This is a genomic window from Streptomyces sp. NPDC028928 (genome assembly GCF_055564915.1).
Genome location: NZ_JBVHVI010000006.1, coordinates 97,294 through 119,668, shown reverse-complemented (window position 1 = coordinate 119,668; position 22,375 = coordinate 97,294). Strand labels below are relative to the sequence as shown.

19 protein-coding genes and 1 pseudogene are annotated in these 22,375 nt (G+C 71.6%); 7 read left to right on the top strand and 13 right to left on the bottom strand.

Going from position 1 to position 22,375, the window contains the following annotated elements; translation table 11 throughout:
* The 5 genes and pseudogenes from ACZ4U1_RS16265 to ACZ4U1_RS16245 form a co-directional block, all read right to left on the bottom strand.
* Positions 1-1,377, bottom strand: a 1,377-nt coding sequence (locus ACZ4U1_RS16265) for a peptidoglycan-binding protein (RefSeq protein ID WP_467903713.1), incomplete at its 3' end; no start/stop codon positions are given.
* 194 nt (positions 1,378-1,571) lie between these two features.
* Positions 1,572-2,457, bottom strand: a pseudogene (locus ACZ4U1_RS16260) (IS982 family transposase).
* A 503-nt stretch (positions 2,458-2,960) separates the two neighbouring features.
* Positions 2,961-4,103, bottom strand: a complete 1,143-nt coding sequence (locus ACZ4U1_RS16255; protein ID WP_467903711.1) for an LLM class flavin-dependent oxidoreductase — start codon at positions 4,101-4,103, stop codon at positions 2,961-2,963.
* Between the two features lie 159 nt (positions 4,104-4,262).
* Complete coding sequence (locus ACZ4U1_RS16250) at positions 4,263-4,340, bottom strand: putative leader peptide (protein ID WP_391140215.1); 78 nt, start codon at positions 4,338-4,340, stop codon at positions 4,263-4,265.
* Positions 4,341-4,448: 108 nt separating this feature from the next.
* Positions 4,449-4,625, bottom strand: coding sequence for a hypothetical protein (locus ACZ4U1_RS16245; RefSeq protein WP_467903709.1), 177 nt, complete (start codon positions 4,623-4,625; stop codon positions 4,449-4,451).
* A 217-nt stretch (positions 4,626-4,842) separates the two neighbouring features.
* Between ACZ4U1_RS16245 and ACZ4U1_RS16240 the strand changes: the two genes are divergently transcribed.
* Positions 4,843-5,277 carry an SPW repeat protein gene (locus ACZ4U1_RS16240; RefSeq protein WP_467903707.1) on the top strand — a complete coding sequence of 145 codons (435 nt, stop codon included), beginning with the start codon at positions 4,843-4,845 and terminating at the stop codon, positions 5,275-5,277.
* A gap of 7 nt (positions 5,278-5,284) precedes the next feature.
* Here the strand turns inward: ACZ4U1_RS16240 and ACZ4U1_RS16235 are convergent, their stop codons facing one another.
* Both ACZ4U1_RS16235 and ACZ4U1_RS16230 read right to left on the bottom strand, forming a co-directional pair.
* Positions 5,285-5,638, bottom strand: coding sequence for a hypothetical protein (locus ACZ4U1_RS16235; RefSeq protein ID WP_467903706.1), 354 nt, complete (start codon positions 5,636-5,638; stop codon positions 5,285-5,287).
* 125 nt (positions 5,639-5,763) lie between these two features.
* Positions 5,764-7,221 carry an APC family permease gene (locus tag ACZ4U1_RS16230; protein ID WP_467903704.1) on the bottom strand — a complete coding sequence of 486 codons (1,458 nt, stop codon included), beginning with the start codon at positions 7,219-7,221 and terminating at the stop codon, positions 5,764-5,766.
* 117 nt (positions 7,222-7,338) lie between these two features.
* On the opposite strand from ACZ4U1_RS16230, the gene ACZ4U1_RS16225 reads away from it, so the two are divergent.
* On the top strand, positions 7,339-8,523 hold the full coding sequence (locus ACZ4U1_RS16225) for an ROK family protein (RefSeq protein WP_467903702.1): 1,185 nt from the start codon (positions 7,339-7,341) through the stop codon (positions 8,521-8,523).
* A gap of 232 nt (positions 8,524-8,755) precedes the next feature.
* Positions 8,756-11,476: a glycoside hydrolase family 2 protein gene (locus ACZ4U1_RS16220; RefSeq protein ID WP_467903701.1), complete on the top strand. Its 2,721-nt coding sequence runs from the start codon at positions 8,756-8,758 to the stop codon at positions 11,474-11,476.
* Between the two features lie 56 nt (positions 11,477-11,532).
* On the opposite strand, the gene ACZ4U1_RS16215 is transcribed toward ACZ4U1_RS16220, so the two are convergent.
* Complete coding sequence (locus ACZ4U1_RS16215) at positions 11,533-12,984, bottom strand: hydrolase (RefSeq protein ID WP_467903699.1); 1,452 nt, start codon at positions 12,982-12,984, stop codon at positions 11,533-11,535.
* A gap of 227 nt (positions 12,985-13,211) precedes the next feature.
* On the opposite strand from ACZ4U1_RS16215, the gene ACZ4U1_RS16210 reads away from it, so the two are divergent.
* Positions 13,212-13,475 (top strand): GlsB/YeaQ/YmgE family stress response membrane protein, encoded by a 264-nt coding sequence (locus tag ACZ4U1_RS16210; RefSeq protein WP_467903697.1) that lies wholly within the window; start codon positions 13,212-13,214, stop codon positions 13,473-13,475.
* A gap of 1 nt (position 13,476) precedes the next feature.
* Here the strand turns inward: ACZ4U1_RS16210 and ACZ4U1_RS16205 are convergent, their stop codons facing one another.
* Both ACZ4U1_RS16205 and ACZ4U1_RS16200 read right to left on the bottom strand, forming a co-directional pair.
* On the bottom strand, positions 13,477-14,253 hold the full coding sequence (locus tag ACZ4U1_RS16205; protein WP_467903696.1) for a GNAT family N-acetyltransferase: 777 nt from the start codon (positions 14,251-14,253) through the stop codon (positions 13,477-13,479).
* A gap of 40 nt (positions 14,254-14,293) precedes the next feature.
* Positions 14,294-14,665, bottom strand: a complete 372-nt coding sequence (locus ACZ4U1_RS16200) for a MerR family transcriptional regulator (protein ID WP_467903694.1) — start codon at positions 14,663-14,665, stop codon at positions 14,294-14,296.
* 60 nt (positions 14,666-14,725) lie between these two features.
* Between ACZ4U1_RS16200 and ACZ4U1_RS16195 the strand changes: the two genes are divergently transcribed.
* Positions 14,726-15,979 carry an MFS transporter gene (locus tag ACZ4U1_RS16195; protein WP_467903692.1) on the top strand — a complete coding sequence of 418 codons (1,254 nt, stop codon included), beginning with the start codon at positions 14,726-14,728 and terminating at the stop codon, positions 15,977-15,979.
* 162 nt (positions 15,980-16,141) lie between these two features.
* On the opposite strand, the gene ACZ4U1_RS16190 is transcribed toward ACZ4U1_RS16195, so the two are convergent.
* Entirely contained in the window at positions 16,142-16,996 is an 855-nt protein-coding gene (locus ACZ4U1_RS16190; protein WP_467903691.1) for a GNAT family N-acetyltransferase, read from the bottom strand.
* Positions 16,997-17,207: 211 nt separating this feature from the next.
* Positions 17,208-17,894 (bottom strand): chaplin, encoded by a 687-nt coding sequence (locus ACZ4U1_RS16185; RefSeq protein WP_467903690.1) that lies wholly within the window; start codon positions 17,892-17,894, stop codon positions 17,208-17,210.
* 270 nt (positions 17,895-18,164) lie between these two features.
* On the opposite strand from ACZ4U1_RS16185, the gene ACZ4U1_RS16180 reads away from it, so the two are divergent.
* Both ACZ4U1_RS16180 and ACZ4U1_RS16175 read left to right on the top strand, forming a co-directional pair.
* Entirely contained in the window at positions 18,165-19,769 is a 1,605-nt protein-coding gene (locus ACZ4U1_RS16180; protein WP_467903689.1) for an alpha/beta hydrolase, read from the top strand.
* Between the two features lie 176 nt (positions 19,770-19,945).
* Positions 19,946-20,470 (top strand): DUF4232 domain-containing protein, encoded by a 525-nt coding sequence (locus tag ACZ4U1_RS16175; RefSeq protein WP_467903687.1) that lies wholly within the window; start codon positions 19,946-19,948, stop codon positions 20,468-20,470.
* Here the strand turns inward: ACZ4U1_RS16175 and asnB are convergent.
* Positions 20,463-22,304 carry an asparagine synthase (glutamine-hydrolyzing) gene (asnB, locus tag ACZ4U1_RS16170; RefSeq protein WP_467903685.1) on the bottom strand — a complete coding sequence of 614 codons (1,842 nt, stop codon included), beginning with the start codon at positions 22,302-22,304 and terminating at the stop codon, positions 20,463-20,465. The two genes, ACZ4U1_RS16175 and asnB, sit on opposite strands and share 8 nt — an antisense overlap.
* Positions 22,305-22,375: the final 71 nt, after the last annotated feature.

Genomic DNA, 22,375 nt, shown 5'->3' with positions numbered 1-22,375 from the left:
GTCGACTGCGATCGGAGCCAAATCCGGAGTGCGCTCGTTGAGGAGCTGCTGAAGCCGCATCACTGCCACACCCTGAGAACCTTTCCGCAGCGTCGGTGTGCCTGCGTCACCGGGCCTGGGAGCGAGCTTCGTAATGGCCCCCCATGTTTGCATTTCCACGACACCATCATCGGTGATTCCGGCGCGCCGTTGGAATTCCCGAACCCGACTTTCCGTAATCGGGCCAAAAACTCCGTCGATCGCGATCGGATCTCCAGGAACGAGGTCGTTCAGGGAGCGCTGAAGTTGCTTTACGAACGGGCCGAACGGGCCCACGGCATCCTTCCTCAGAGTCACCGGGGAATGCCAGGCCACGTGTAGCTTGCCGTCATCGGCTTCGGTCACGGAGATCTGGACGCCGGTCAGATCCCCGTCGCTCCATATCAGCAGCGGTGTCTTCTGCCCGACATGCCACACTCCGGGACCACCTGGAGTGAGATACGGCGCGCCCAGATGCGTGGGCATCCCTCCCTGCACACGCCAGATCAGCACGCCGTCGTCCGGGAAGCTCGCGTCGTACTTCCGCCCCGGCAGAGCCGGCCCCCGGCGCTCGATCAGGAAGTACTCTCTCGCTTCGCGGGTGGGGTGCCATAGCAGCACGGCGCCGTCCGCCGTGGTGTCCACGTGCGTCTCGCCATGAACCGAAAGATCGAATATGCGGGGTTCAGCCCACCCGAGCGCGAGCTTGTGCCATATGTCCAGGTGCACCGTACCCTGGTCGTCGCTCGTAAAAGAGTAAGCACCCATCAGGGTCAAAAGCATGTTGTTGGCGTTGGAGGGCAGAACTCCGGAATTGTAGAGGTCGACCGTGCCCAGTGAGTGAGACATCTCATGGGCTATCTGATAGAAAGGCGTGGTAGGTCCGACGCCAGCACAGCGCGTCACGAGAGTCTCATCCCGTGGCTGCAAAGCAAACGTCACGGGATTGTTGACTCTATTTAACGGCCACGCCCCGGTTATATTCCGGATTATCAGGGCACACTGTTCGTCGGGGCCGACCTGGCCGTCCTCGTTGATGTCACTCCCGACGAGAACGTTGACTTTGCTCTCATCGTAAAAGAGGCGCAGTATGTCAGCGAATTGCTGCTCTGCGCTGATATCGTTTGACGGGGTAGGGTCGAGCTGCACATTGCCGAGTAGTGCAGGGCCTAGCACAAACCTGTTGTTGCTGTTCTCTAGGAAGTATTCAAACAAACTCGCCGGGTTGACCGGATCCCGAGTCGAGAAGGGTGGTGATGTTGGCCCACCAGTAGTAAGTTTGAAATAGTAATCGGCGGAATTAGGATGTGTGTTGCTCAGCGGCGGGAAGTCACTGTATTCCGCGAGGATGATTGACACAATGCGATTGCCAATTGCGCTGCGACCGTTCTGTGTTATAGACCCGTGCCCGAATGATTGAAGAGTCGGCGTGTCTACCATGCTCTCAATCTCTCATGAAGTCGTTTTGGCGGCCACTCGACGGAATCGGAAAGGCGCGATCTTCGACGGCCCAGCCGCTTCGCATGCGGCTCCGTGGGGCCGCTCCGATGTTCTCAGTGGTCGTAGGCGATGAGAGATCGTTTGATCTTGGCGCCGGTGGTCCAGTTGTGCCAGATGCCAGTGGCGAGGGCGAGGAGTCGTTGGCCGGTGCGGGCGAAAGACTCCGGCCGGGGTTCTGCCGCCGTGTTGTTCCAGGCTGAGCTGGCCTTTGAGGGTGTCGAACACGGCCTCGATCCACTGGCGGACGCGGGCCAGGCGACCGTGCCGGACCGGCTCGTCCTTGCGGTCCGGCCGCACCGGGTGGACGCCCAGGTGCTCGGTGAGGAACGTTTCGAACTCCCGCCCGGCGAAGCCCTTGTCGGCGAGGATCACCTGCCCGCTGCGGATGAGGTGGTGGTCGCGCTCCAGCAGCGCGGTCATCACCTCCCGCTCGCCCAGTTTCGGGTGGGCCAGGCACCAGGACACGGGCATGCCCTCGGCCGTGGTGAGGAGGTAGAGCCGGAGTCCCCAGAAGAAGCGGGAGTGGCTTCGGCAGTAGCCGTATCCGGCGTGGCCGGCCAGGTCGGAGCGTTTGACCGTCTCGCGGGAGGCGGCGCAAGGCAGCGGAGTGGAGTCGATCAGCCGCAGGTCGTCGTTCCAAGTCGGCACCTGCCTGGCCAGAGCTTCGATCACACGGCTGATCAGCGGTCCGGCGGCGTTGAGGCGCTTGTTGTAGGCCGACTGCTGGGGCAGGTAGCGAAAGAGGTGTCCCAGCCGGGCGTGGGCGAAGCGGATCCAGTGCCGGGCCGAGGGGAAGCCCAGCAGCACTTGTGCGACCGCGAGGCACAGCAGTTCGGCGTCCGTCAGTTTCGGGGGTCGCCCGATCCGGCGACGGGGGGCCACATGGTCGTCGATGAACACGTACAGTGCCGCGAGAAGGGCGTCCAGGCTGGTAGTCACACACGAGCCAACGGGCGCCCTTCGCCATGGTCGCGGCCAGCACAAACATCGGACTCATTCATCTAGCCGACGTCCGCGACCGGGCCTACGCCCTGGCCGAACCTTCCGGCGCCCGAGGTACGGGCCGGGGGGGGCTGGCGGTGCGGGCGGAGGCGTACGAGGTGCTGCGTGCGGCCACCACGGCGGCGGTGGTGGCCGGCGGCGACCGGGCGACGGCGCTGACGAGCCGCGCCCGGCGTCACGCCCGGGAGGGGATTGTTCCTGCTGGTACAGGGCCGGACAGCCGAGTCCGTGCGGCACACCTGCGAGCCCTGGGCGCCCCGCTGCAAGAGACCCGCCAGCCGTCCCGGCCGGCGCGGGTGCGGCACGCGGTGGGCCGCAACGACGGTCCGTGGGCCGGCCGGTGAGCAGCGGAACCACGGTCCCTGGGCCGGCCGCCGGACGCCGTGCCGAACCGGCGGTGGTCCACGGCCTCCGTTCCTCACCGGTCGGACCGGCTCCGCTCAGCCCGCGAACGGCACCGCCGTGGCCGCAGCGCTCCGGCTGCCGTCGGGGTGGGTCCACAGTCCCTGCGCGGCGAGGCGGGGCAGGACTCCCTCGCCGAACCAGTAGGCCTCCTCCAGGTGCGGATAGCCGGAGAGGACGAACTCGTCGATGCCCAGGGCGTGGTACTCCTTGATGCGCTCGGCGACGTCGTCGTGACTGCCGACCAGGGCCGTGCCCGCACCGCCGCGCACCAGCCCGACTCCGGCCCACAGGTTGGGGTGGATCTCCAGGCTCTCCCGGCTGCCGCCGTGCAGGGCGAGCATCCGCTGCTGCCCCTCCGACTCGCTGCGGGCGAGGCCCGCCTGTACGGCCCGTACGGTCTCCGCGTCGAAGCCGGCGAGCAGCCGGTCCGCCTCCGCCCAGGCCTGCGCGGACGTGTCCCGGGTGATGACGTGCAGCCGTATGCCGAAGCGCGGGGTACGGCCGTGCTCCGCGGCGAGCTTCCGGATCCGGGCGATCTTCTCGGCGACCTGCACGGGCGGCTCTCCCCAGGTGAGGTACACGTCGGCGTACCGGGCCGCGACCTCGCCCGCGGCCGGCGAGGAACCGCCGAAGTACACCTCGGGGACCGGCTCGGGCAACCGGGCGAGCCTCGCCTCCTCGACCCGCAGGTGCTCCCCGTGCAGGTCGACGCTCTTGCCGTCCCACAACTGCCGCACGATCTCCAGGAATTCGCCGGTACGGCGGTACCGGGCGTCCTTGTCGAGGAAGTCGCCGTAGGCCCGCTGCTCCTGGCTCTCACCGCCGGTGACGACGTTGAGCAGCAGCCGTCCGCCGGTGTGCCGCTGGAAGGTGGACGCCATCTGGGCGGCGAGCGTCGGCGAGAGGAAGCCGGGCCGGAAGGCGACCAGGAACTTCAGCCGCTCGGAGTTCTGGCTGACCATGGCGGTGGTGAGCCACGCGTCCTCGCACCAGGCGCCGGTCGGGGTGAGCGCGCCGACGAACCCCAGATCCTCGGCGGCCCGGGCGATCTGGCTCAGATAGGCGACGGTCGGCGGCCGGTCCCGGCCGGAGGCGGTCGCCGGGGTGCCGTGACCGCCGCCGACGACGTCACGGCTGTCGCCGTTGGTGGGCAGGAACCAGTGGAAGGTGAGGGACACGTGGGGTCTCCGATCAGAGCAGGCCTCTCCCGACTCCTGCCACAGGACGTGCACACGACGGCATTCGCGGGCGCGCGGCATCCCGGGCGCGGAGAAGGGGAGCCGGAACTCAGGCGCGCCGGGGGAAACCGGAAGAGGAAAAGGAACGCGGCGGGCGGATCAGACCGCGCGGCGACAGGACGCGCTGGAGACACGCGCGAGGTCGACATGGCGTCGCCGCGTGAGGTCCAGTCGCATCGTCATGCCGCCGATCGTGGCAGCGGCCGGCGACGGCAGTCAAGGAGATCCGGACCGGTCCGGCGTCAGGAACCCTTGATTTCACGAAGGCGCAACAGCGGACGCCCCTCAGGACTCGCCGTCCTCCTTCCGCCCCTCGACCACCACGAGGAAGGCGTCCGACTTCAGATCCATCACCACGGTCGCCGGTTCTCCCTCGGCGCGTCGGGCGGCCGCGTACTCCTCAGCGGGCCACGAACCACGCGGAGCCCCGGCGGGAAAACGCTCCAGCACCCTCGCACTCATGACGGCGGCCACCTCCTGCGTAGCTGACCCGGACGGAATGTACGTGTTGTACCGACCCGCCTGCCCCCGATCAGCGCGAACATGTCACCCCCTTTCGGCCGCGCACCCCCACCCACCCCTACACATAAAGATGAAATAAGGGCAAACTGGACTATGCGGCGTTTACCGCACACTGCACCAGAAGCGGTCTGGCCTGCAAAGTCAAAGGAGACGACTCATGGCCAACTTGCACAGAGGTGACATAGCGAGCCACCCCGATGTCTCCGAAATGCGGGAACGCTACGCCCGCATGCTCGGCGGTCGTGATGTGGCGCTCGTGGACGGGCCGGTCTTCCTGCTCGGCCTCTACTGCGCTGCCTCCCCGTGGATCGTGCACTACACGGCGAGCCAGCCCGCCCTCGTGACGCACAACCTGATCATGGGCGTGGCCATCGGCCTGCTGGCACTGGGATTCAGCCGGGCGCCCGAACGTATGTACGGCCTCAGCTGGGCCATGTGCGCCATGGGCATCTGGATGATCATCGCCCCATGGGTCGTGGGCAGCGGCCCGGACGCGGGTGTGATCGTCAACAACATCGTCATCGGAGCCCTGGCCCTCGTCCTCGGACTGATATGCGCCGTTACGGCGGCGAAGAGCACCCCCAGGCCGTAGAAGAGCTCTAGAAGAGAAGATCGAGGAGAAGAAGGGAGAGAACGGCGAGGCCGGTCCGCCCGGGCGGACCGGCCCGCGCGTGCCCGGCCCGTGCGCGAGGAGGCGCGGGCGCTCGGACCTGTCGACGCACCACCCCGGGATCCGTGGCCGACAGCTCCGGCCGGCCCGGGGTGCAGGGCGAGCACCGGCGTACGAAGGCGAGCCCGGCGAGGTGCTCGCCGCAGGTGAGGAGGTACGGCGCCCAGCCGGGCCCGGTGAAGGCGGACGCCACGCGCTCGCCGCGGAAGGGGCCGTCGGCGGCGGGCAGGGCGCCGCCGCACTCGGACAGGTCGTGACGGAACATCAGCCACAGCCGTTCCACGGCGGGCCGGTCCTCGGGGTCGCTGGGCGGACGGTGATGTCCGCGGTGATGATGCCGGTCAGGAACGAAAGCCTCCCCGGCGGATCGCGGTCCGGCCGGGGAGGTTCGTTTCGACGTCCGTGCCTCTAGCTCACTTCAAGGGCGTTGCGCTCATCGCCGACGCCTCCGCCGATGTCCTCGCCGGTCTCCTTCGGGCCGAACGGCCACACCTTCTCCCGCCGCGCCCACACCAGGAAGGCCACACAGCCGAGGGCCAGCCAGGCCAGGGACCACTCCACGGGACGGCGGCCCGGGGAGTTGTCGTCGGCGTACCCGTAGATGACGCACCAGCCGGTGAACGCGACGACGCTCGGCAGGGGGTACAGCCACATCCGGTACGGGCGGGGCAGGTCCGGCCGACGTCTGCGCAGCACCGTCAGCGCGACGATCTGGGCCAGCGCCTGCACGATGACCATCACCGTGGTGAGCAGCTGGATCAGGGTCGCGAGGTCGGTGTGGCGGCCGATCAGGAAACCGACGGCGGTGATCGCGCCCATGCTGGCGAGGCCGAACACCGGGAACCGGTGCCTCGGGTGCAGCTTCTCGTACGGGCGGAAGAAGACCCGGTCGCGGGCGGCGTCGTAGGGCACCCGGGAGCCGCCGAGCAGGCCGGCGAAGACGGAGGCGAACGCGGTGACCAGGATCAACACGGTCACCGCGTCGGCCGCGCCCCGCCCCCAGGTCTCCTCCAGCACGGCGGAGGCCACCGAGGAGGAGGCGATGTCGTGCGGGTCGGTCATCCGGTGCCAGTCGACGACGCCGAGCGTGCCGATCTGCAGCAGCAGGTAGATCGCCATGATGCCGAGGATCGAGAAGACGATGGAACGCGGCAGCGTACGGCCGGGGTCCTTGATCTCGGCACCCATGTACGCGGTCGTGTTGTAGCCGAGGTAGTCGTAGATGCCGATGGTCAGACCCGCGGCGAAGCCCGGCCAGTAGTGGCCGCTCATCACATCGAAGGCGCCTGCCGGATAGGTGAAGGCCATGTGTGGGCTGAAGTGGGTGGCGGCGGCACCGATCACCAGCAGCACGGAGGCGATCATCACGGCCCACATCACGGCGGTGATCCGGGCGATGTGCTCGATGCCGCGCCACAGCAGGATCACCACCAGCGCGATGACACCGAGCCCGATCAGGTCGCCGGCGGTCCGCCCCAGGCCGGGGGCGAGATAGCCCAGGTACTGGACGAAGCCGACCACGCCCGTGGACATGATCAGCGGGATGAACAGCATCGCCGTCCACACGAACAGGAACGGCATCAGGCGGCCGGTGCGGTACCGGAAGGCCTGGCGCAGATAGACGTAACTGCCGCCGGAGCCGGGCATCGAGGCCCCCAGCTCCGCCCAGACCAGCCCGTCGCACAACGCCAGCGCGGCGCCCGCGACGAACCCGACGACCGCCTGTGGACCGCCGAACGCGGCCACCATCAGCGGGATCGTCACGAACGGCCCGATGCCGCACATCTGGCTCATGTTGATCGCGGTGGCCTGGAACAGGCCGACGCGGCGGACGAAACCACCCGGGGGCGGCGGGCTACCGGACATGGGGACTCCTGACGCGGCGGGCACGCGACGCACCCGGCGGAGGCGGACAGGCCGACAAAGTTAAGGAGCCTTACTAAGGTCGTCAAGTGTGCGACACGCATGCACGAGAATGGTGCGATGCCCGCCAGCGAAGCCGAAGAGCAGCAGGAACAGCCCTGGAGCCGCCGTCGCCTGCGCAGCACCAACGAGCGGTTGCTCCTGGACCGGCTGCGCGCGCTCGGTGCCGCCTCCCGCGCCCAGCTGGCCCGCGAGACGGGCCTGTCGAAGCCGACGGTCTCCAGCGCACTGGCCTCGCTGGCAGCGGCCGGCCTGGTGCACGAGGTCGGCACCCAGGCCCCGGAACGCGGACGCACCGCCGTGCTGTACGCCCCCGATCCGGCCGCCGGGTACGCGCTCGGCGTGGACATCGGCCGGGGCTGGCTGCGGGTGGCGGTGGTCGACCTGGACGGCACGGTCGTCGCCCGGGCCGACGTACGCAACCGGGCCCGCGCCTCCGCCGCCCTGACCGACCTGGTCGTGACCACCGCCCGCCAGGTGATCGCCAACTCGGGCGTGGACCCGGCGGAGGTGGTGCACGGCGTGGTCGGCGCGCCCGGGGTGTACGACGAGAAGCAGCGGCGGGTGCGGTACGCGATGCATCTGCCCGGCTGGGGGCGGGCCGGGCTCGTGGACCGCATACGGGCGGAGCTGGGCGTGCCGCTGGAGGTGCACAACGACGCCAATCTGGCGGCGCTCGGCGAGTACACGTACGGCGCCGGCGCGGGCAGCCGGCTCTTCGCGTACATCCTGATAGGCACCGGCCTCGGAATGGGCGTGGTGGTCGGGGGACGGCTGTTCACGGGCGCGCACGGCCTGGCCGGGGAGATCGGCTTCCTGCCCTGGCACGGCGGGCGGACGCCGGAGCGGCTGGAGGACGCGGTGTCGGGAGGGGCGGTGGTGGAGTCGGCCCGGGAGTTCGGGATGCGCGGGCAGCTCACGGCGAAGGCCGTGTTCGACGCGGCCCGGCAGGGGCATCCGGCCGCCGTGCGGGCGGTGGAGCTGGAGGGAGAGCGGATCGCGCACACCGTGGCGGCGGCGGCAGCCGTGCTCGACCCGGACCTCGTGGTGCTGGGCGGCGGGGTCGGCCACAGTGTCGACCTGCTGCTGCGGCCCGTACGGGAGCGGTTGCAGGCGCTCACCCCGCTGCGCCCCCGCGTCGCGCCGAGCCGCCTCGGCGAGGACGCCGTCCTGCTGGGCGCGGTGGCCACGGCGCTGGACACCGCCCGGGACCTGGTGTTCGAGCGCCGGACGGCCGGAACCTGACCGCACGACGGCGCCCACGACCGACCCGCGCAACGGCGACCACGACCGACCCGGGCAACGGCGACCACGACCGCGACCCGAGCAACGGTGACCACGGCCGACGGGCCGCGACGGCCCCATGGCCGACCCGTGCAACGGCCACCACGGCGAGGCTCGTTGACAGGGCCCACCCCGCGCCCTACCGTGACCCTGGTTAGTAAAGTTTCCTAACTTTACGAGGCTGGAGACCGCCGTGTTCCCTCGCCCCGCCCTCGCACGCCGGTACACCACGACCGCCCTGGTCCTCGGACTGCTCGGCGGCCTGACCTCCGGCGCCTGGGCCGGTGACCGGCGCCCTGCCGCACCGCACGGACGCGTCGAAGCCACCCGGGTCCCCGGCACCGCCGGATCGAGCACCCCGCTCTCCGGCTTCGCCATCCGGTCCACGGCCGAGGTGAGCGACTCCCCCACCGCCGTCTCCTCCCCCGGCTATCCGGCGACCGGCTGGTATCCGGCGGGCCCCCGCTCGACGGTCCTCGCTGCGCTCCTGGCCGACGGCGTGTACGCCGACCCGTTCCACTCCACGAACCTGCGGAAGATCCCCCAGGCCGACTTCAGGGTCCCGTGGTGGTACCGCTCGGACTTCACGGTCGAGGACACCGGCCCGCGCACCGCCCTCGACTTCAGCGGCGTGGTCTCGGCGGCCGACGTCTACGTCAACGGCCGCCAGGTGGCGCCGGCCTCGGAGGTCACCGGCGCCTACACCCACCACGAGCTGGACATCACCCCCCTGGTCCGGCGGGGCACGAACACGGTCGCCTTCCGGGTGCGGCCCAACGACCCGAACAAGCACCTCACCATGGGCTGGCTCGACTGGCTCCAGCCGCCGCCCGACCGGAACATGGGCCTCGTCCGGGACGTCCTGGTCCGCCGGGGCGGCCCGGTCGCGCTGCGCGACGCGCACGTGGTCACGAAGCTGGCCGTCCCCTCGCTCGCCACCGCCGACCTCACGGTCAAGGCCCGGGCCCGCAACGACACGGACGCGCCGGTCACGGCGGAGGTCGGCGGGAGCGTCGGCGGGACGGAGTTCCGCACGACGGTGTCGCTCGCCGCGCACGAGACGAAGACCGTCACGTTCTCCCCCGCCGACGTCCCCGGCCTGCACCTCACCGAACCGAAGGTGTGGTGGCCGGCCGGGATGGGCGGACAGCCGCTGTACGGCCTGCACGTCACGGCCAGGGTGGCCGGTACGGTGTCGGACACCGCGCACGAGACCTTCGGTATCCGGGACGTCCAGGCCCCGCTGAACTCCGACGGGGCCCGCCAGTTCCGGATCAACGGCCGCAAGCTGCTGGTCAAGGGCGGTGGCTGGTCCCCGGACGAGTTCCTGCGCTGGGACCGCGCCTACGTCGAGGACCGCCTGGAGTACGCCCGCGACCTGGGCCTGAACACCCTCCGGCTGGAAGGCCACCTGGAACCGGACGAGTTCTTCGACCTGGCCGACCGCCACGGCCTGCTCACCCTGCCGGGCTGGGAGTGCTGCGACAAGTGGGAGGGCGAGGTCAACCCCAGCGGCTCCGGGGAGAAGTGGAGCGACGGCGACCATGCCGTGGCGAAGGCCTCCATGGCCGCCGAGGCCGCCCGCCTGCGCGGTCATCCGAGTGTGCTGTCCTTCCTGATCGGCAGCGACTCCGCCCCCGATGCGAAGATCGAGAGGGGCTATCTGGACGCCCTGCGGGCCGCCGACTGGCCCGTCCCCGTGGTCCCCGCCGCCTCCGAGGCGTCCGCACCGCAGCTGGGCGCTTCCGGCATGAAGATGACCGGGCCCTACGACTGGGTGCCGCCCGGCTACTGGTACGCCAAGCGCGAGGGCGGCGCCACCGGCTTCAACTCCGAAACCAGCGCGGGCCCGAGCATCCCCACCCTCGACACCCTGCGCCGCATGATGACGCCGGCCGAACTCGACACCCTGTGGAGGAACCCGGACGCCCGGCAGTACCACCGCTCGCCGTCCTCCGTCTTCGGCACCCTCAAGATCTACGACAACGCCCTCACCGGCCGCTACGGCGCCCCCGCGAGCCTCACCGACTACGTGCGCAAGGCGCAGCTCGCCCAGTACGAGAACGTCCGCGCCCAGTTCGAGGCGTACGGACGCAACGCGTCCGACACGGACCGGCCCGCCACCGGGGTGATCCACTGGATGTTCAACAGCGGCTGGACCTCCCTGCACTGGCAGCTGACGGACCGTTTCCTCGACCAGAACGGCGCCTACTTCGGCGCGAAGAAGGCCAACGAACCGCTGCACATCCAGTACTCGTACGACAACCGCTCGGTCGTCGTGGTCAACAACCGGCACGCCCCGGCCGAGGGCCTCACCGCCCGGGCCACGCTGTTCAACCCCGACGGCACCCAGCGGTACGACAAGACCGTCAGCGGGGTGGCGGTGAACGGGGACGGCGCGCACGGCACTCCGCTCACCCTGCCGTCCTCGGTGAGCGGGCTGGCGCGGACGTATCTGCTCCGGCTGGTGCTGACGGACGCGGACGGCACGGAGGTCAGCCGGAACGTGTACTGGCTCTCCACCCGGGCCGACACCCTCGACTGGAGCGGCACCACCTGGTACTACACGCCGACGACGGGCTACGCCGACCTCAAGGGGCTCGGCTCGATGGCGCGGGTCCCCGTGTCGGCGTCGGCGGCCACCCGCTCCTCGGACGGAACGTCGACCACGACGGTGACCCTGCGCCACAGCGGGAGCGGGACCACGCCCGCGCTGCTGACGGACGCCCACCTCGTGGACGCGCAGGGCAGGCCGGTGCTGCCGGTGCGCTGGTCGGACAACGAGGTGAGCCTGTGGCCGGGCGAGTCGGTGACGCTGACCGCCACCTACCGCACGGCCGACCTGCACGGCTCGGCACCGAGTGTGCGGGTCTCCGGGTGGAACACGCCGGAGCGGACGGTACCGGCGGGCTGACGCGCCCCTGAGAAGAGGGGGTGGACCACAGCGGCCCACCCCCTTTCCTTTCCGGCTCAGCTCACGTCGAGCGCGGCGTCGTCGATGACGAACGACGTCTGGAGAGTGGACCCCTCGGTGCCGGTGAACTTGATCGTCACCGTCTGGCCCGCGTAGCTCGCGAGGTTGAAACTGCGCGGGGTGTAGCCGCTCGCGGCGTTCAGGTTCGAGTACGTCGCCAGCGTGGTCAGCACAGTTCCGCTGCTGTTGAGGACCTGTGCCTTCAGGGTGTCGTAGGCCGTCGAGGTGGTCGTCTCGGCGGTGTCGACGTGGAGGTGGAAGCTCAGGGTGGCGCTCGTGCACCCGGCCGGGACGGTCACCGACTGGGCGAGGGTGTCGGTGTGCGCCGAGCCGTAGCCGTTCAGCCAGGCCTTGTAGGAGCCGGTGCGGGCGGCCTCGCCGGTGTCGTTGGTGATGACGCCGCTGGAGGCGGTCCAGGAGGTGGCGCCGGACTCGAAGCCGGGGTTGGCCAGCAACTGAGCGGCCGTGCAGGTGCCGCCGCCCCCGCCACCGCCCCCGCTGCTGCCGCTCGCGCCGGCCAGCCATGCGGTGGCGTTGAGGGCGAGGGCCGCGTTGGTGGCGCCGGAGTCGTTCCAGCCGTCGTACAGGGTGTTGCCGGACTGGCCGGTGCCGTCGTCGACCGGGGAGCTGTCGCCCCAGAAGGCGACCCGGCCGCTGCCGAAGGTGCTGGTGGCGAAGAACGCGCCGGTGTTGCCGGAGTAACCGGTGCGGTAGAGCAGGCCCTTGACACTGGGGTTGTCGGCGGGCTTCAGCGTGGCGGTCGTACCGCTGGCGATGAGGCTCTTGCTGACGGTGCCGAAGGAGCCGTGCAGCACCGGGTCGGTACTGTCGCTGATGGCGGCGGGGTGGTCGGAGCTGATGCTCAGCGAGTCGATGGAGAAACCGAACGGGTCGGTGGAGTCGACGCTGTTGTTCGTCATCAGGTCGTTGAAGATCTCGACCGCGTCGTAGCCGTCGTTGTTGCGGTCGGCTCCGGTGTGGTCGGAGATCATGAACAGACCGCCGCCGTTCTTGACGAACGTCATGATGGCAGTCTTCTCCGCGCTGCTGTACGGGGCGTTGGGCTCCGGCAGGACGAGCGTGTCGAAGTTCGACAGGTCCGTCGCGGAGCTGCCGCCGTAGCTGAGGCCGGCCCCCGACGGCAGTGTCTTCTGGCTGTAGTTCCCGGTCTTTTGCAGCGCGACGCCCCAGGAGGAGAGGGCGCCGGTCCAGTCCGTCTCGGCGGACGGGGAGGAGTCCTGGCCGAGCGGGTCGGGCTGGCTGGTGGAGATGATCCAGTCGGCGTTGCCGGCCGTCTCGGCGTGGGCGTTGTCGAACAGGATGCGGTGGGTGGTCGCCGCGTGGGCGGGGGTGCCGGTCCCGAGCTGGAGAGCGGCTCCGGTGAGCAGCAGCCCCAGGCCGGCCAGGGCGGTGGTGCGTCTGTGGCGGGATCTCCTCGATCCAAGCATCCGTCGAACCTCCATGAGGGGTGGGGAGAGGCGGTGCGGGCGCCCAAGTCTGCGCGCGTAGAACCCGTTTGAGGTTTCTCCACGCGTCGATTGGTTGAAAGGTACATGGCATGAAGGGCCGGTGAACAGAGGCGTCCGGGGGCAACCGGAGCGGAGTGGGTCCGCTTACAGCGGGCACATGCCACATCAGCGGGTTGAACGACCGGAAACCGCGAGGAGGGACGGTCATGGAGGTCTCGGGCATCCTCAGCGCCCTCGTCATCGGCATCGTCATCGGTGTACTGGGCCGGCTGGTCGTCCCCGGGCGGCAGCACATCGGTGTCCTCTGGACGATCGTCGTGGGCATCGTGGCCGCGCTGCTGGGCTCGGCGATCGCCGCCGGGGTCGGGGTCGCCGACACCAAGGGGCCGGACTGGATCGAGTGGCTCATCCAGATAGCCCTGGCGGCCGTGGGCGTGGCCGCACTGGACCGGGCCTTGGCCCGGCGCTGAGTCAGTTGCCGTACAGGTACGGCGTGGTGGTGCTCAGTGCGTGGAAGCCGAGGCGCTCCAGGATCGGGCGGCTCGTGGGCAGGGCGTCGACATGCAGGTAGCGGTAGCCGTGGGCGGCGGCGGCACGGGCGCGGTGCGCGACCAGGGCCTGGTAGATGCCCCGGCCCCGCCAGTCCGGGACGGTGCCGCCGCCCCACAGTCCGGCGAACGCGGTGCCCGGCACCAGTTCCATGCGGGCGGCGGAGACGGGTTCGCCGTCGGCGAGGGCGACCACGGCGACGACCGTGCCGGGGTCGGCGGCCAGCCGGGCGAGCAACCGGTGCCGCAGCCGGGTGCCGTCGGTGCCGAAGGCCTTCTCGTGCACGTCCACGACGAGGTCGACGCCGGCCGGACCGGTGGCCCGCACGAAGCGGACACCGGCCGGGGGCTCGATCTCCAGGGCGAGTCCGGCGACCTCGGCGACCATCAGCGTCTCCGCGGGCTCGGCCCGGAACCCGGCGGCGAGCAGCCGGGCGGCCAGGTCCGCCGGCTCGTCGTGGGCGTAGAGCTTCCACTCGAACTCCCGGTCCAGGCCGGTGAAGCGGGTGATCTGGTCCTGGATCGCGCGGTCCGCGCCCGCCGCGTCCAGGGCGGACCAGAGGACGCCGTTCCAGGCGGTCGGGTCCGCGACCTGCCGCACCACCCCGCCGGCCCGCTCGATCCGCGCCCCGGGCCCGTCGGGCCGGGCACCCTCGCGCATCTCCCGGTCGTACAGGGCGAGCACCGCGGCGTGATCCATGACGTCACTTCAGCACGGAAGCCGGGCAGGTTCAAAGGAGTTACCGGGCGGGCGGCCGTACCGCCGCCAGGTAGGCGGTGAGCCGGTCGCGGTTGCGGGCCAGGCAGTCGATGCGGGCCTGGATGCGGTCGATGTGGCCCTGCAGCAGGGCGGCCGTCTCCGGCGGCAGGCTCTCGGGGGCCGGCACGAGACGGCCGGGGCCGCAGAGGTACGGCAGGATCGCCCGGATCATCTCGGTGGTGAGCCCGGAGTCCAGCAGACCCCGGATCTGCTGTACCTGGGCGACCGCGGAGTCCGGGTAACTGCGGTAGCCGTTCCCGGTGCGCTCCGGGTGGAGCAGGTGCTGTTCCTCGTAGTAGCGCAACAGCCGGGTGGGCACGCCCGTGCGGCGGGACAGTTCACCGATCCGCATAGCGGTCTCCGGGGTCCGTGCTTGACCTTCACACTGATGTCAGACTTCGACCATGGTCGCATGACCCTGTCCTCCCAGGTCAAGGGCGGTCGCCTGCCGTGGTCGGGGCTGCTGGCCCTGTCCTGCGCCGCGTTCACCGCCGTACTGACCGAACTCCTCCCGGCGGGCCTGCTGCCCGTGATGGCGCCCGGGTTGGGTGTCGCCGAGTCCCGGATCGGTTTCCTCGTCACCGCGTACGCGGCCGCTTCCTTCGTGGCCGCGGTCCCGGTCACCGCGGCGCTGCGCGGACTGCCCCGGCGGGCGGTGCTGTGCGGCACGCTGCTGGGGTTCGCCGCGGGCAACGCGCTGGTCGCGCTGTCGTCGTCGTACCCGCTCACCGTCGCGGCCCGGCTGCTGGCCGGGACGATGGGCGGCACGCTGTGGGCGATGCTCGCCGGTCACGCGGCCCGGATGGTGCCGGCCGAGCGGCGCGGCCGGGCCATCGCGGTGGTGCTGGCCGGGATCACGCTCGCCCTGGCGCTGGGCGTGCCCGCCGGTACCGCGCTGGCCGGTGCGGTGGGCTGGCGGGCCGCGTTCGGTACGCTCGCCGTGCTCGCCGTACCGCTCGTGGGCTGGGTGCGGCTCCGGGTACCCGGCTTCCCCGGCGAACCGCCGCACGCGCGCGTGCCCCTCGGCCGGGTCGCCGTACGCCCCGGGATCCGCCCGGTGCTGTGCGTGACGCTGTTCCTGCTGCTGGGGCACCAGGTGATGTACACGTACGTGGCCCCGTTCGCCGCGCGGGCCGGGTACGGCCGTACGGGCGTGCTGCTCGGGGTGTTCGGGGCCGCCACGGTGGCCGGGATCTGGCTCACGGGTGTGCTGGTCGACCGGTGGCCGCGGCCCACGCTGCTCGCGGCGCTCGCGCTGATCGCGGCCGTGCTGACGGTCCTGGGCCTGGGCGCCGGGGTGTCCTCCCTGCTGGTCGGTGCGGTCGCGCTGTGGGGCGTGGCCTTCGGCGGGGCGCCCACGCTGATCCAGACCGCGCTGGTCGAGGTGTCGGGTCCGGCCGACGCCGATGTGGCGACCTCGTTGCAGACCACGGTGTACAACGCGGGCATCGCCGCCGGTTCCCTCACCGGCGGCCTGGCGCTGGACGCGGCGGGCGCCGCAGCCCTGCCGTGGACCGCGCTGCCGCCGGTGCTGGTGGCGCTCGCGACGGTCGCGGCGGGGCGCCGGTACGCCTTCCCGGCCCGGCGGCCCGCGGCCACGGTGGCCGTGGCCCACCCCGCCGGAGATCATGCGGCGCGGAGGTGCGCCGATAACGGCGGACGGTGAGCCGCGGCGTCCGCGCCGCTGTGCGGAGCCGGCGGCAGAGGCGCCGGACGCCGGTGACGAGACCTTCAGATCGGTGCCCGTCGCCGGGGACGGCACCGTGCCGGCGAGGACCGCAACCTGATGGCGGACGGGGACCGTACGGTCTCCCACCCCGCCTGGGACTCAGCCGAGTTCGAGCGTGGTGACGCCGAACACCCGCTCCCGGGCGTGGGCGCGCACCGGGCCGGTGTACATGCGGGCGGTCTCGAACGAGGGCCGCAGTCCCGCCGCTTCGGCGAGGGCGACACCGGCCGTGTTCGGCTCGGGCACGTCGATCGCGATCTCGCGGCCGGCCACGCCGTCGGTGAGGGCGGCGAACAGGGCCCGGGCGTCGTCGGCGGTGTCCGCGAAGAGGGGTCCGATGCGCAGGGTGTCGTGGCCGGGGCGGATCACGCCGTAGCCGGTCGGGCGCCCGCCGTCCTCACGGACGACGGCACGGTGGCCGGGGGTGGTGAGCCACTCGGCGACGAAGCGGGGGCGGTCGGCCGGGTGGCAGGCGCTGTCGTAGGCGGTGAGCGCTGCCAGGTCGGCGGGCCCGGCCGGACGCACACCGGCGGGCGTCGCGCTCTCGGGGGCGGTGCCGGTGTACCGGATGGTGCGGTGGGCGAGCCGGAAGCCGGACTGCCGGTAGTTGTCCTGCTGGGCGACGACTCCGTCCAGGCCGATGGTCCGGTTGCCCGCGTGGGCCAGGGCCGTCTTCCAGGTGGTGAGCCCGTGTCCGTGGCCGCGCAGGTCCGGGCGGACGAGATAGCAGCCGAGGAAGGCGTAGTCGGGGCCGTGGTTGACGACGGAGATGGCCGACACCGGCTCCCCGTCGATCCGGCCGAGGAAGAACCCCTCGGGGTCCTGGGCGAAGAACGCGGGCCCGTCGGACAGCCCCGGGTTCCAGCCCTCCGCCGCCGCCCACCCGCTGATCACCGGCCAGTCGGCGAGGGTGGCCTGGGTGACGACGAGGTCGTGGGGGGCCGCAGAGGTCATCGTGCGCTCCGTTTCCGTCGGGGTCGGCTGTCGTACGGCACGGGGCTCGGCCGCGCCGCCCGCAGCATCCTTCCCGATCAACACCGGGCAGCGCCACGGGGAGATCGGCCGTTGACGGGGCGGAACAAGGGAGTTCGGGTGCGAGTCGCTGTCGCTCGCCGGTGTCACGGCCCCACCGGCCCGGCGTCCGGTGGGGCCGTGCGCGGGCGGGTCAGCAGGGGCGGTCCGGGCGGAAGCGGCGGTACAGGATCGCGCCCGCCACGAGGAGCGCGGCGCTGCCGGCGACGGCCGGGGCGGCCAGGTCCGCTCCGGTGTGGGCCAGCGAGGACGCCGCCGGGCGCGGGGTGTGCGGGGCGGGGTGGGAGCGGGCGGGGGCCGGGGGCTTCGGGGCCGGGGGCGTCGCGGTGGGGGGCTTCGGGGTGCGGGGGGTGTCGCCGGGCTCGTTGGCCGAGTGGTTGCCGGTGGCGGGGTTGCCCACGCCGACCACGTCGACGCTGTTGCCGGTGACGTTCACCGGCACGTCGACCGGGAGCTGGATGCCGTTGCCGGAGATCACCCCGGGCGAGTCGGTGGTACGGCCGTGAGCGGAGGCCCCGCCGGACGCGGTCGACGCGCCGCCCTGCCCCGTGCCGCTCTTCCCGGCGCTCCGGTTCGCGCACGCGTTGCCCGCGGCCGGGTTGAGCAGACCCACGACGTTCACCGTGTTGCCGCAGACGTTGACCGGTACGTGCACCGGGAGCTGGATGCCGTTGCCGGAGACCAGCCCGGGCGAGCCGGCCGCCGTACCGTCGGCGTCGGCTCCGCCGGCCGCGAAGGCGGCGGACACCGGCAGCGCCACGGCCATCGCGCCGGACGCGGCGGCGACGGCGATCACACCGTTTCGGGTAGCCCGTCTCATAGGTTCCCTGCCTTCCAGACGTCGTCGCGGGTGGTCACCCGCACCTCACTAAAACGCAGGCGAACCATCGGAGTGATGGCTTATCGGTCTTTCACCCCATCGAGCGGCACTGTTATCGAACGGGATGTAAAGCCACAGAATGATCACCAATGGGGCATGGAGGGCGCGCAGTGTACGGCGGGAGCCGGCGGCCCGCTCGTCCGGAGGCGGCCCGTCCGGGGCCCGCTTATGGTGATCCGAGGGCGCCGGTGGGCGCCCGGGAGGCGATCCATGCTGGCCAAGCTGTCCACACGGCCCGCCGTGCGGCGCTGCGCGGGTGCCTCGGCTCTCGCCCTGGCGCTGCTCGGAGCCGGGCTGCCCGCGGCTGCCGCCGACCCGCCGCAGCCCGACCTGTCCCGCTTCTACCGGCAGAAGCCGGCCTGGGGTGCCTGCGAGGGCCCGGACATGCCGAAGGACCTGCAGTGCGCCAAGGTCACCGTCCCGCTCGACTACGCCCGGCCGCGGGCGGGCACCCTCGACATCGCGCTGGCCCGCTACCGCGCCACGGGGAAGTCGCGCGGCTCGGTGGTGCTGAACTTCGGCGGCCCGGGCGGGGCCGGCATCCCCGAGCTGGCCGCCGAGGGCAAGCAGTTCATGGACCTGACGAACGGCTACGACGTGGTCACCTTCGACCCGCGCGGCGTCGGCCGGTCCTCCCCCGTCAGCTGCGGGGAGGGCAGCGACGTGGCCTCGGCCGTGACGGAGGAGGACGTCGACCTCGGCCGCCCGCAGGCGCTGCTGAAGCGGCTGCAGTCGGCCGCCGACCAGTGCGCCCGGAACTCCGGCCCGGTACTGCCGCACATCGGCACCGTGAACGCCTCCCGCGACCTGGACGTCATCCGCCAGGCGCTCGGCGACAAGCAGCTCAACTACCTCGGCTTCTCCTACGGCACCCGGCTCGGCGCGGTGTACGCGGCGCAGTTCCCGGGTAAGGTGGGCCGGCTCGCCCTGGACGGCGTGGACACGCTGACCGAGCCGCTGGCCGAGCAGGGCATCGCGGGCGCCGAGGGGCAGCAGACGGCTCTGGACGACTTCCTGGACTGGTGTACGACGGATGTCGGCTGTCCGTTCGGGCAGGACGGGCGGACGGCCGGCGCCCAGGTGCTGCGGCTGGTGCGCTCGCTCGACGAGAACCCGGTGCCCACCGACTTCGGCGGCTCGTTCTCCGGCCAGGACCTGGTGGGCGCCATCGGGCAGGCCCTGTACAGCAGGGAGCTGTGGCCCTCGCTGGAGCGCGCGCTGGCCTCGCTGATCGAGGACGGCGACACCCGGCGCGTCCTGGCCTTCTCCACGGGCGGCATCGGCCTGCCCCCGGTCCGGCACCGGACGGACGGCGGGCTGGTCGACGCCTCCGAGGTCCCGGCGGACAACCTGCCGGCCGCGCTGATGGCGATCAACTGCGCGGACGACCCCGACCGGCCCACCGCGGCCCGGCTCACCAAGGACCTGGAGAACCTGCGGGCCGCGTACGACCAGGCCTCGCCGGTGTTCGGCCGCTACCGGCTGACCCAGCTGCTGATGTGCTACGGCCGGCCCCGGGGCACCGACTTCATCCGCGACCGGGTGAAGAACGTGCACTCGGCGAAGATGCTGCTCATCGGCACGCGCGGCGACCCGGCGACGCCGTACCGGTGGACCGTGGAGACGGCCCGCCGGCTCGGCCCGTCGGCGGTGGTGCTCGACAACAAGGGCGAGGGCCACACCGGGTACTCCTCCTCCAAGTGCGCACACCGCAAGATCAACGACTTCCTGCTGTACGGCTCGCTGCCCCCGAGCGGCAGTTCCTGCCCGGCGGACGCGCCGCGCGCGCACATCACCTCGGACAGCACCGGTTGACGGCCCCTCCTGTCGCCGGCCGGCGGCCGACTGTCCCGCCGGACGGTGACAGGAGGGGTGCAACCGGGTAACAGCCGCGAACCGGGGCAACCTTCCGGCAACCCCGGTCGTCAGACCGGGTAAGGCGCGCCCAGGCCGCCGTATCCCGTACGTGACCGCGACAGGGGGACACCGTCATGCGCATCCGCGCCGCCATCGCCGCACCCGCCGCCTCCGCCGCCGTGGCAGGCCTGCTGCTCACCGCGCCGCAGAGCCAGGCCGCCGCCGGACCCGACCGGACCGCCCGCTGCGCCGACAAGGCGCTGACGGTCCGGGCGAAGGCCGTGCCCGGCCACCCGACCGTGCTGCGGGTCAGCGTCACCAACCACGGCACGCGCGCGTGCGTCGTGGACCGTGTGCCCACGGTGACCTTCGGGGACCTGGACGGGGCCGCGCTGCCCGTGCCGGAGGGCGGCACGGGGACGTACCGGCTCGCGGTGCGCGGCACGGCCTACGCCGACGTCCGGACCATCAAGGACCCGCGCGATCCCGAGGCCCGCCGGGTGGACGCGGTCACGGTGGCGGCGTCGGCCGCGCACTGGGGCCGCTCCTTCACCGCCGCGCAGCTCGGCACCGGCCGGCGGGTCCTGGTGTGGGAGCCGGTGACGACGTGGTGGCAGCGGTCCGCGGCGGCCGCGGACCGTGCCATCGGGCTCAGCTGAGGACCAGCTCGGGCGAGTAGAGGTCCAGCCACCCCGCCAGGTCCAGGGTGCGCTCCAGATCGCGCCGGGCGGCCTGGGTGCTGACCGGCGCCTCGCGCTCGGCGGCCACCTTGACCCGGTCCCGGTCGACCAGGTCGAAGACGGGGTGGGCGGGCCGGGCGAGCAGTTCCCTGGTCTGTTCCTGGAGGGCGCGGGCGTACCGGGGGTCCTGCGTGGACGGGTACGGGCTCTTGACGCGCTCGTACACCGAGCGCGGCAGGACGTCCGCCGCCGCCTCCCGGAGCAGGCTCTTCTCCCGGCCGTCGAAGGACTTCAGCGCCCACGGGGCGTTGTAGACGTACTCGACCAGCCGATGGTCGCAGAACGGCACCCGGACCTCCAGGCCGACGGCCATGCTCATCCGGTCCTTGCGGTCGAGCAGCACGCGCACGAAGCGGGTCAGGTGCAGGTGGCTGATCTGCCGCATCCGGTACTCGAAGTCGCTCTCGCCGTCCAGCCGGTCGATGCCGGCGACGGCGGTGCGGTAGCCGTCGTTTATGTAGGCCTGCAGGTCGAGGGACTTGGCGAGGTCGGCGCGCACCACACCGGCGTCCTCGCCGAAGTGGCGGCCCATCATCGCCAGCCACGGGAAGGTGTCGGCGCGGCGCGCCTCCTCGTCGAAGAACTGCAGGTAGCCGCCGAAGACCTCGTCGGCGGACTCGCCGGACAGGGCCACCGTGGACTTCTCCCGGACGGCGCGGAAGAGCAGCAGCAGCGAGCTGTCCATGTCGCCGAGGCCCGAGGGCAGGTCGCGGGCGCGGATCACCTGGGCGCGCACGGCGGGGTCGGCGAGGGCCTCGGCGTCGAGCACGATGTCCTGGTGGTCGGTGCCGGCGAGCCGGGCGACGTCGTGCACGAAGGGGGTGTCGGGGGTGCCGCGGAGTTCGTCGGCGACGAAGTTCTCGGCCTGGCCGGCGAAGTCGACGGCGAAGCTGCGCACCTTCTCGCCGTGCACGGCGAGCTGGCGGGCGGCGAGCACGGTCATGGCGGAGGAGTCGAGTCCGCCGGAGAGCAGGGTGCAGCGCGGCACGTCGGCGACGAGCTGACGGCGCACGATGTCGTCGAGGAGCGAGCGGACGGTGGCGATGGTGGTGTCGCGGTCGTCGGTGTGCGGGCGGGTCTGAAGGCGCCAGTAGACGCGGGTGGACAGGCCGGACCGGTCGACGGTGACGACCGTGCCGGGCTCCACCTCGCGCATGCCGTCCCAGATGGCGTGGCCGGGCGTCTTGACCATGACGAACAGTTCGCGCAGGCCGTCCAGCGTGACGCGGCTCCGGGCCAGCGGGTTGGCGAGGATCGCCTTGGGTTCGGAACCGAACAGGACGCCGTCGGGGGTCGGGTAGCAGTAGAAGGGCTTGATGCCCATGCGGTCGCGGATCATCACCAGCTTGTCGTGCCGGCCGTCCCACACGGCGAACGCGTACATGCCGTTGAGGCGTTCGGCGACCGCGTCGCCCCACTCCAGATAGCCGTGCAGGACGACCTCGGTGTCGGAGTCGGTGGTGAACCGGTGGCCCCGGTCGGTCAGTTCACGGCGCAGCTCGGTGAAGTTGTAGGCCTCGCCGGAGTAGACGAGGGCGAGGGTGCCCTCGGGGGTGCGCACGGTCATCGGCTGGCGGCCGCCGGGCAGGTCGATGATGGCGAGCCGGCGGTGGCCGAGGGCGGCGGGGCCCTCCGCCCAGGTGCCGCGGTCGTCCGGGCCCCGGCAGGCCATCGTCTCGGTCATCGCATCCAATGTGGTGGCCTCGGCCGTCAGGTCACGGTCGAAGGAGACCCACCCGGTGATGCCGCACATGCGCTACCTCCTGCCTCCGGCTGCCCGGTGGCCCCTACCCCACCTGCGGTTTCGCGGGGACGGAGGGCCGG

Bases quoted from the DNA above. Each gene is read 5' to 3' on its own strand.
- ACZ4U1_RS16250 (WP_391140215.1), bottom strand. From the start codon at position 4,340: ATGCGACTGGACCTCACGCGGCGACGCCATGTCGACCTCGCGCGTGTC.
- ACZ4U1_RS16230 (WP_467903704.1), bottom strand. From the start codon at position 7,221: ATGTCCGGTAGCCCGCCGCCCCCGGGTGGTTTCGTCCGCCGCGTCGGC.
- ACZ4U1_RS16225 (WP_467903702.1), top strand. From the start codon at position 7,339: ATGCCCGCCAGCGAAGCCGAAGAGCAGCAGGAACAGCCCTGGAGCCGC.
- ACZ4U1_RS16200 (WP_467903694.1), bottom strand. From the start codon at position 14,665: ATGCGGATCGGTGAACTGTCCCGCCGCACGGGCGTGCCCACCCGGCTG.
- ACZ4U1_RS16215 (WP_467903699.1), bottom strand. From the start codon at position 12,984: ATGCTTGGATCGAGGAGATCCCGCCACAGACGCACCACCGCCCTGGCC.
- ACZ4U1_RS16190 (WP_467903691.1), bottom strand. From the start codon at position 16,996: ATGACCTCTGCGGCCCCCCACGACCTCGTCGTCACCCAGGCCACCCTC.
- ACZ4U1_RS16180 (WP_467903689.1), top strand. From the start codon at position 18,165: ATGCTGGCCAAGCTGTCCACACGGCCCGCCGTGCGGCGCTGCGCGGGT.
- asnB (WP_467903685.1), bottom strand. From the start codon at position 22,304: ATGTGCGGCATCACCGGGTGGGTCTCCTTCGACCGTGACCTGACGGCC.
- ACZ4U1_RS16245 (WP_467903709.1), bottom strand. From the start codon at position 4,625: ATGAGTGCGAGGGTGCTGGAGCGTTTTCCCGCCGGGGCTCCGCGTGGT.
- ACZ4U1_RS16185 (WP_467903690.1), bottom strand. From the start codon at position 17,894: ATGAGACGGGCTACCCGAAACGGTGTGATCGCCGTCGCCGCCGCGTCC.
- ACZ4U1_RS16205 (WP_467903696.1), bottom strand. From the start codon at position 14,253: ATGGATCACGCCGCGGTGCTCGCCCTGTACGACCGGGAGATGCGCGAG.
- ACZ4U1_RS16240 (WP_467903707.1), top strand. From the start codon at position 4,843: ATGGCCAACTTGCACAGAGGTGACATAGCGAGCCACCCCGATGTCTCC.
- ACZ4U1_RS16175 (WP_467903687.1), top strand. From the start codon at position 19,946: ATGCGCATCCGCGCCGCCATCGCCGCACCCGCCGCCTCCGCCGCCGTG.
- ACZ4U1_RS16210 (WP_467903697.1), top strand. From the start codon at position 13,212: ATGGAGGTCTCGGGCATCCTCAGCGCCCTCGTCATCGGCATCGTCATC.
- ACZ4U1_RS16195 (WP_467903692.1), top strand. From the start codon at position 14,726: ATGACCCTGTCCTCCCAGGTCAAGGGCGGTCGCCTGCCGTGGTCGGGG.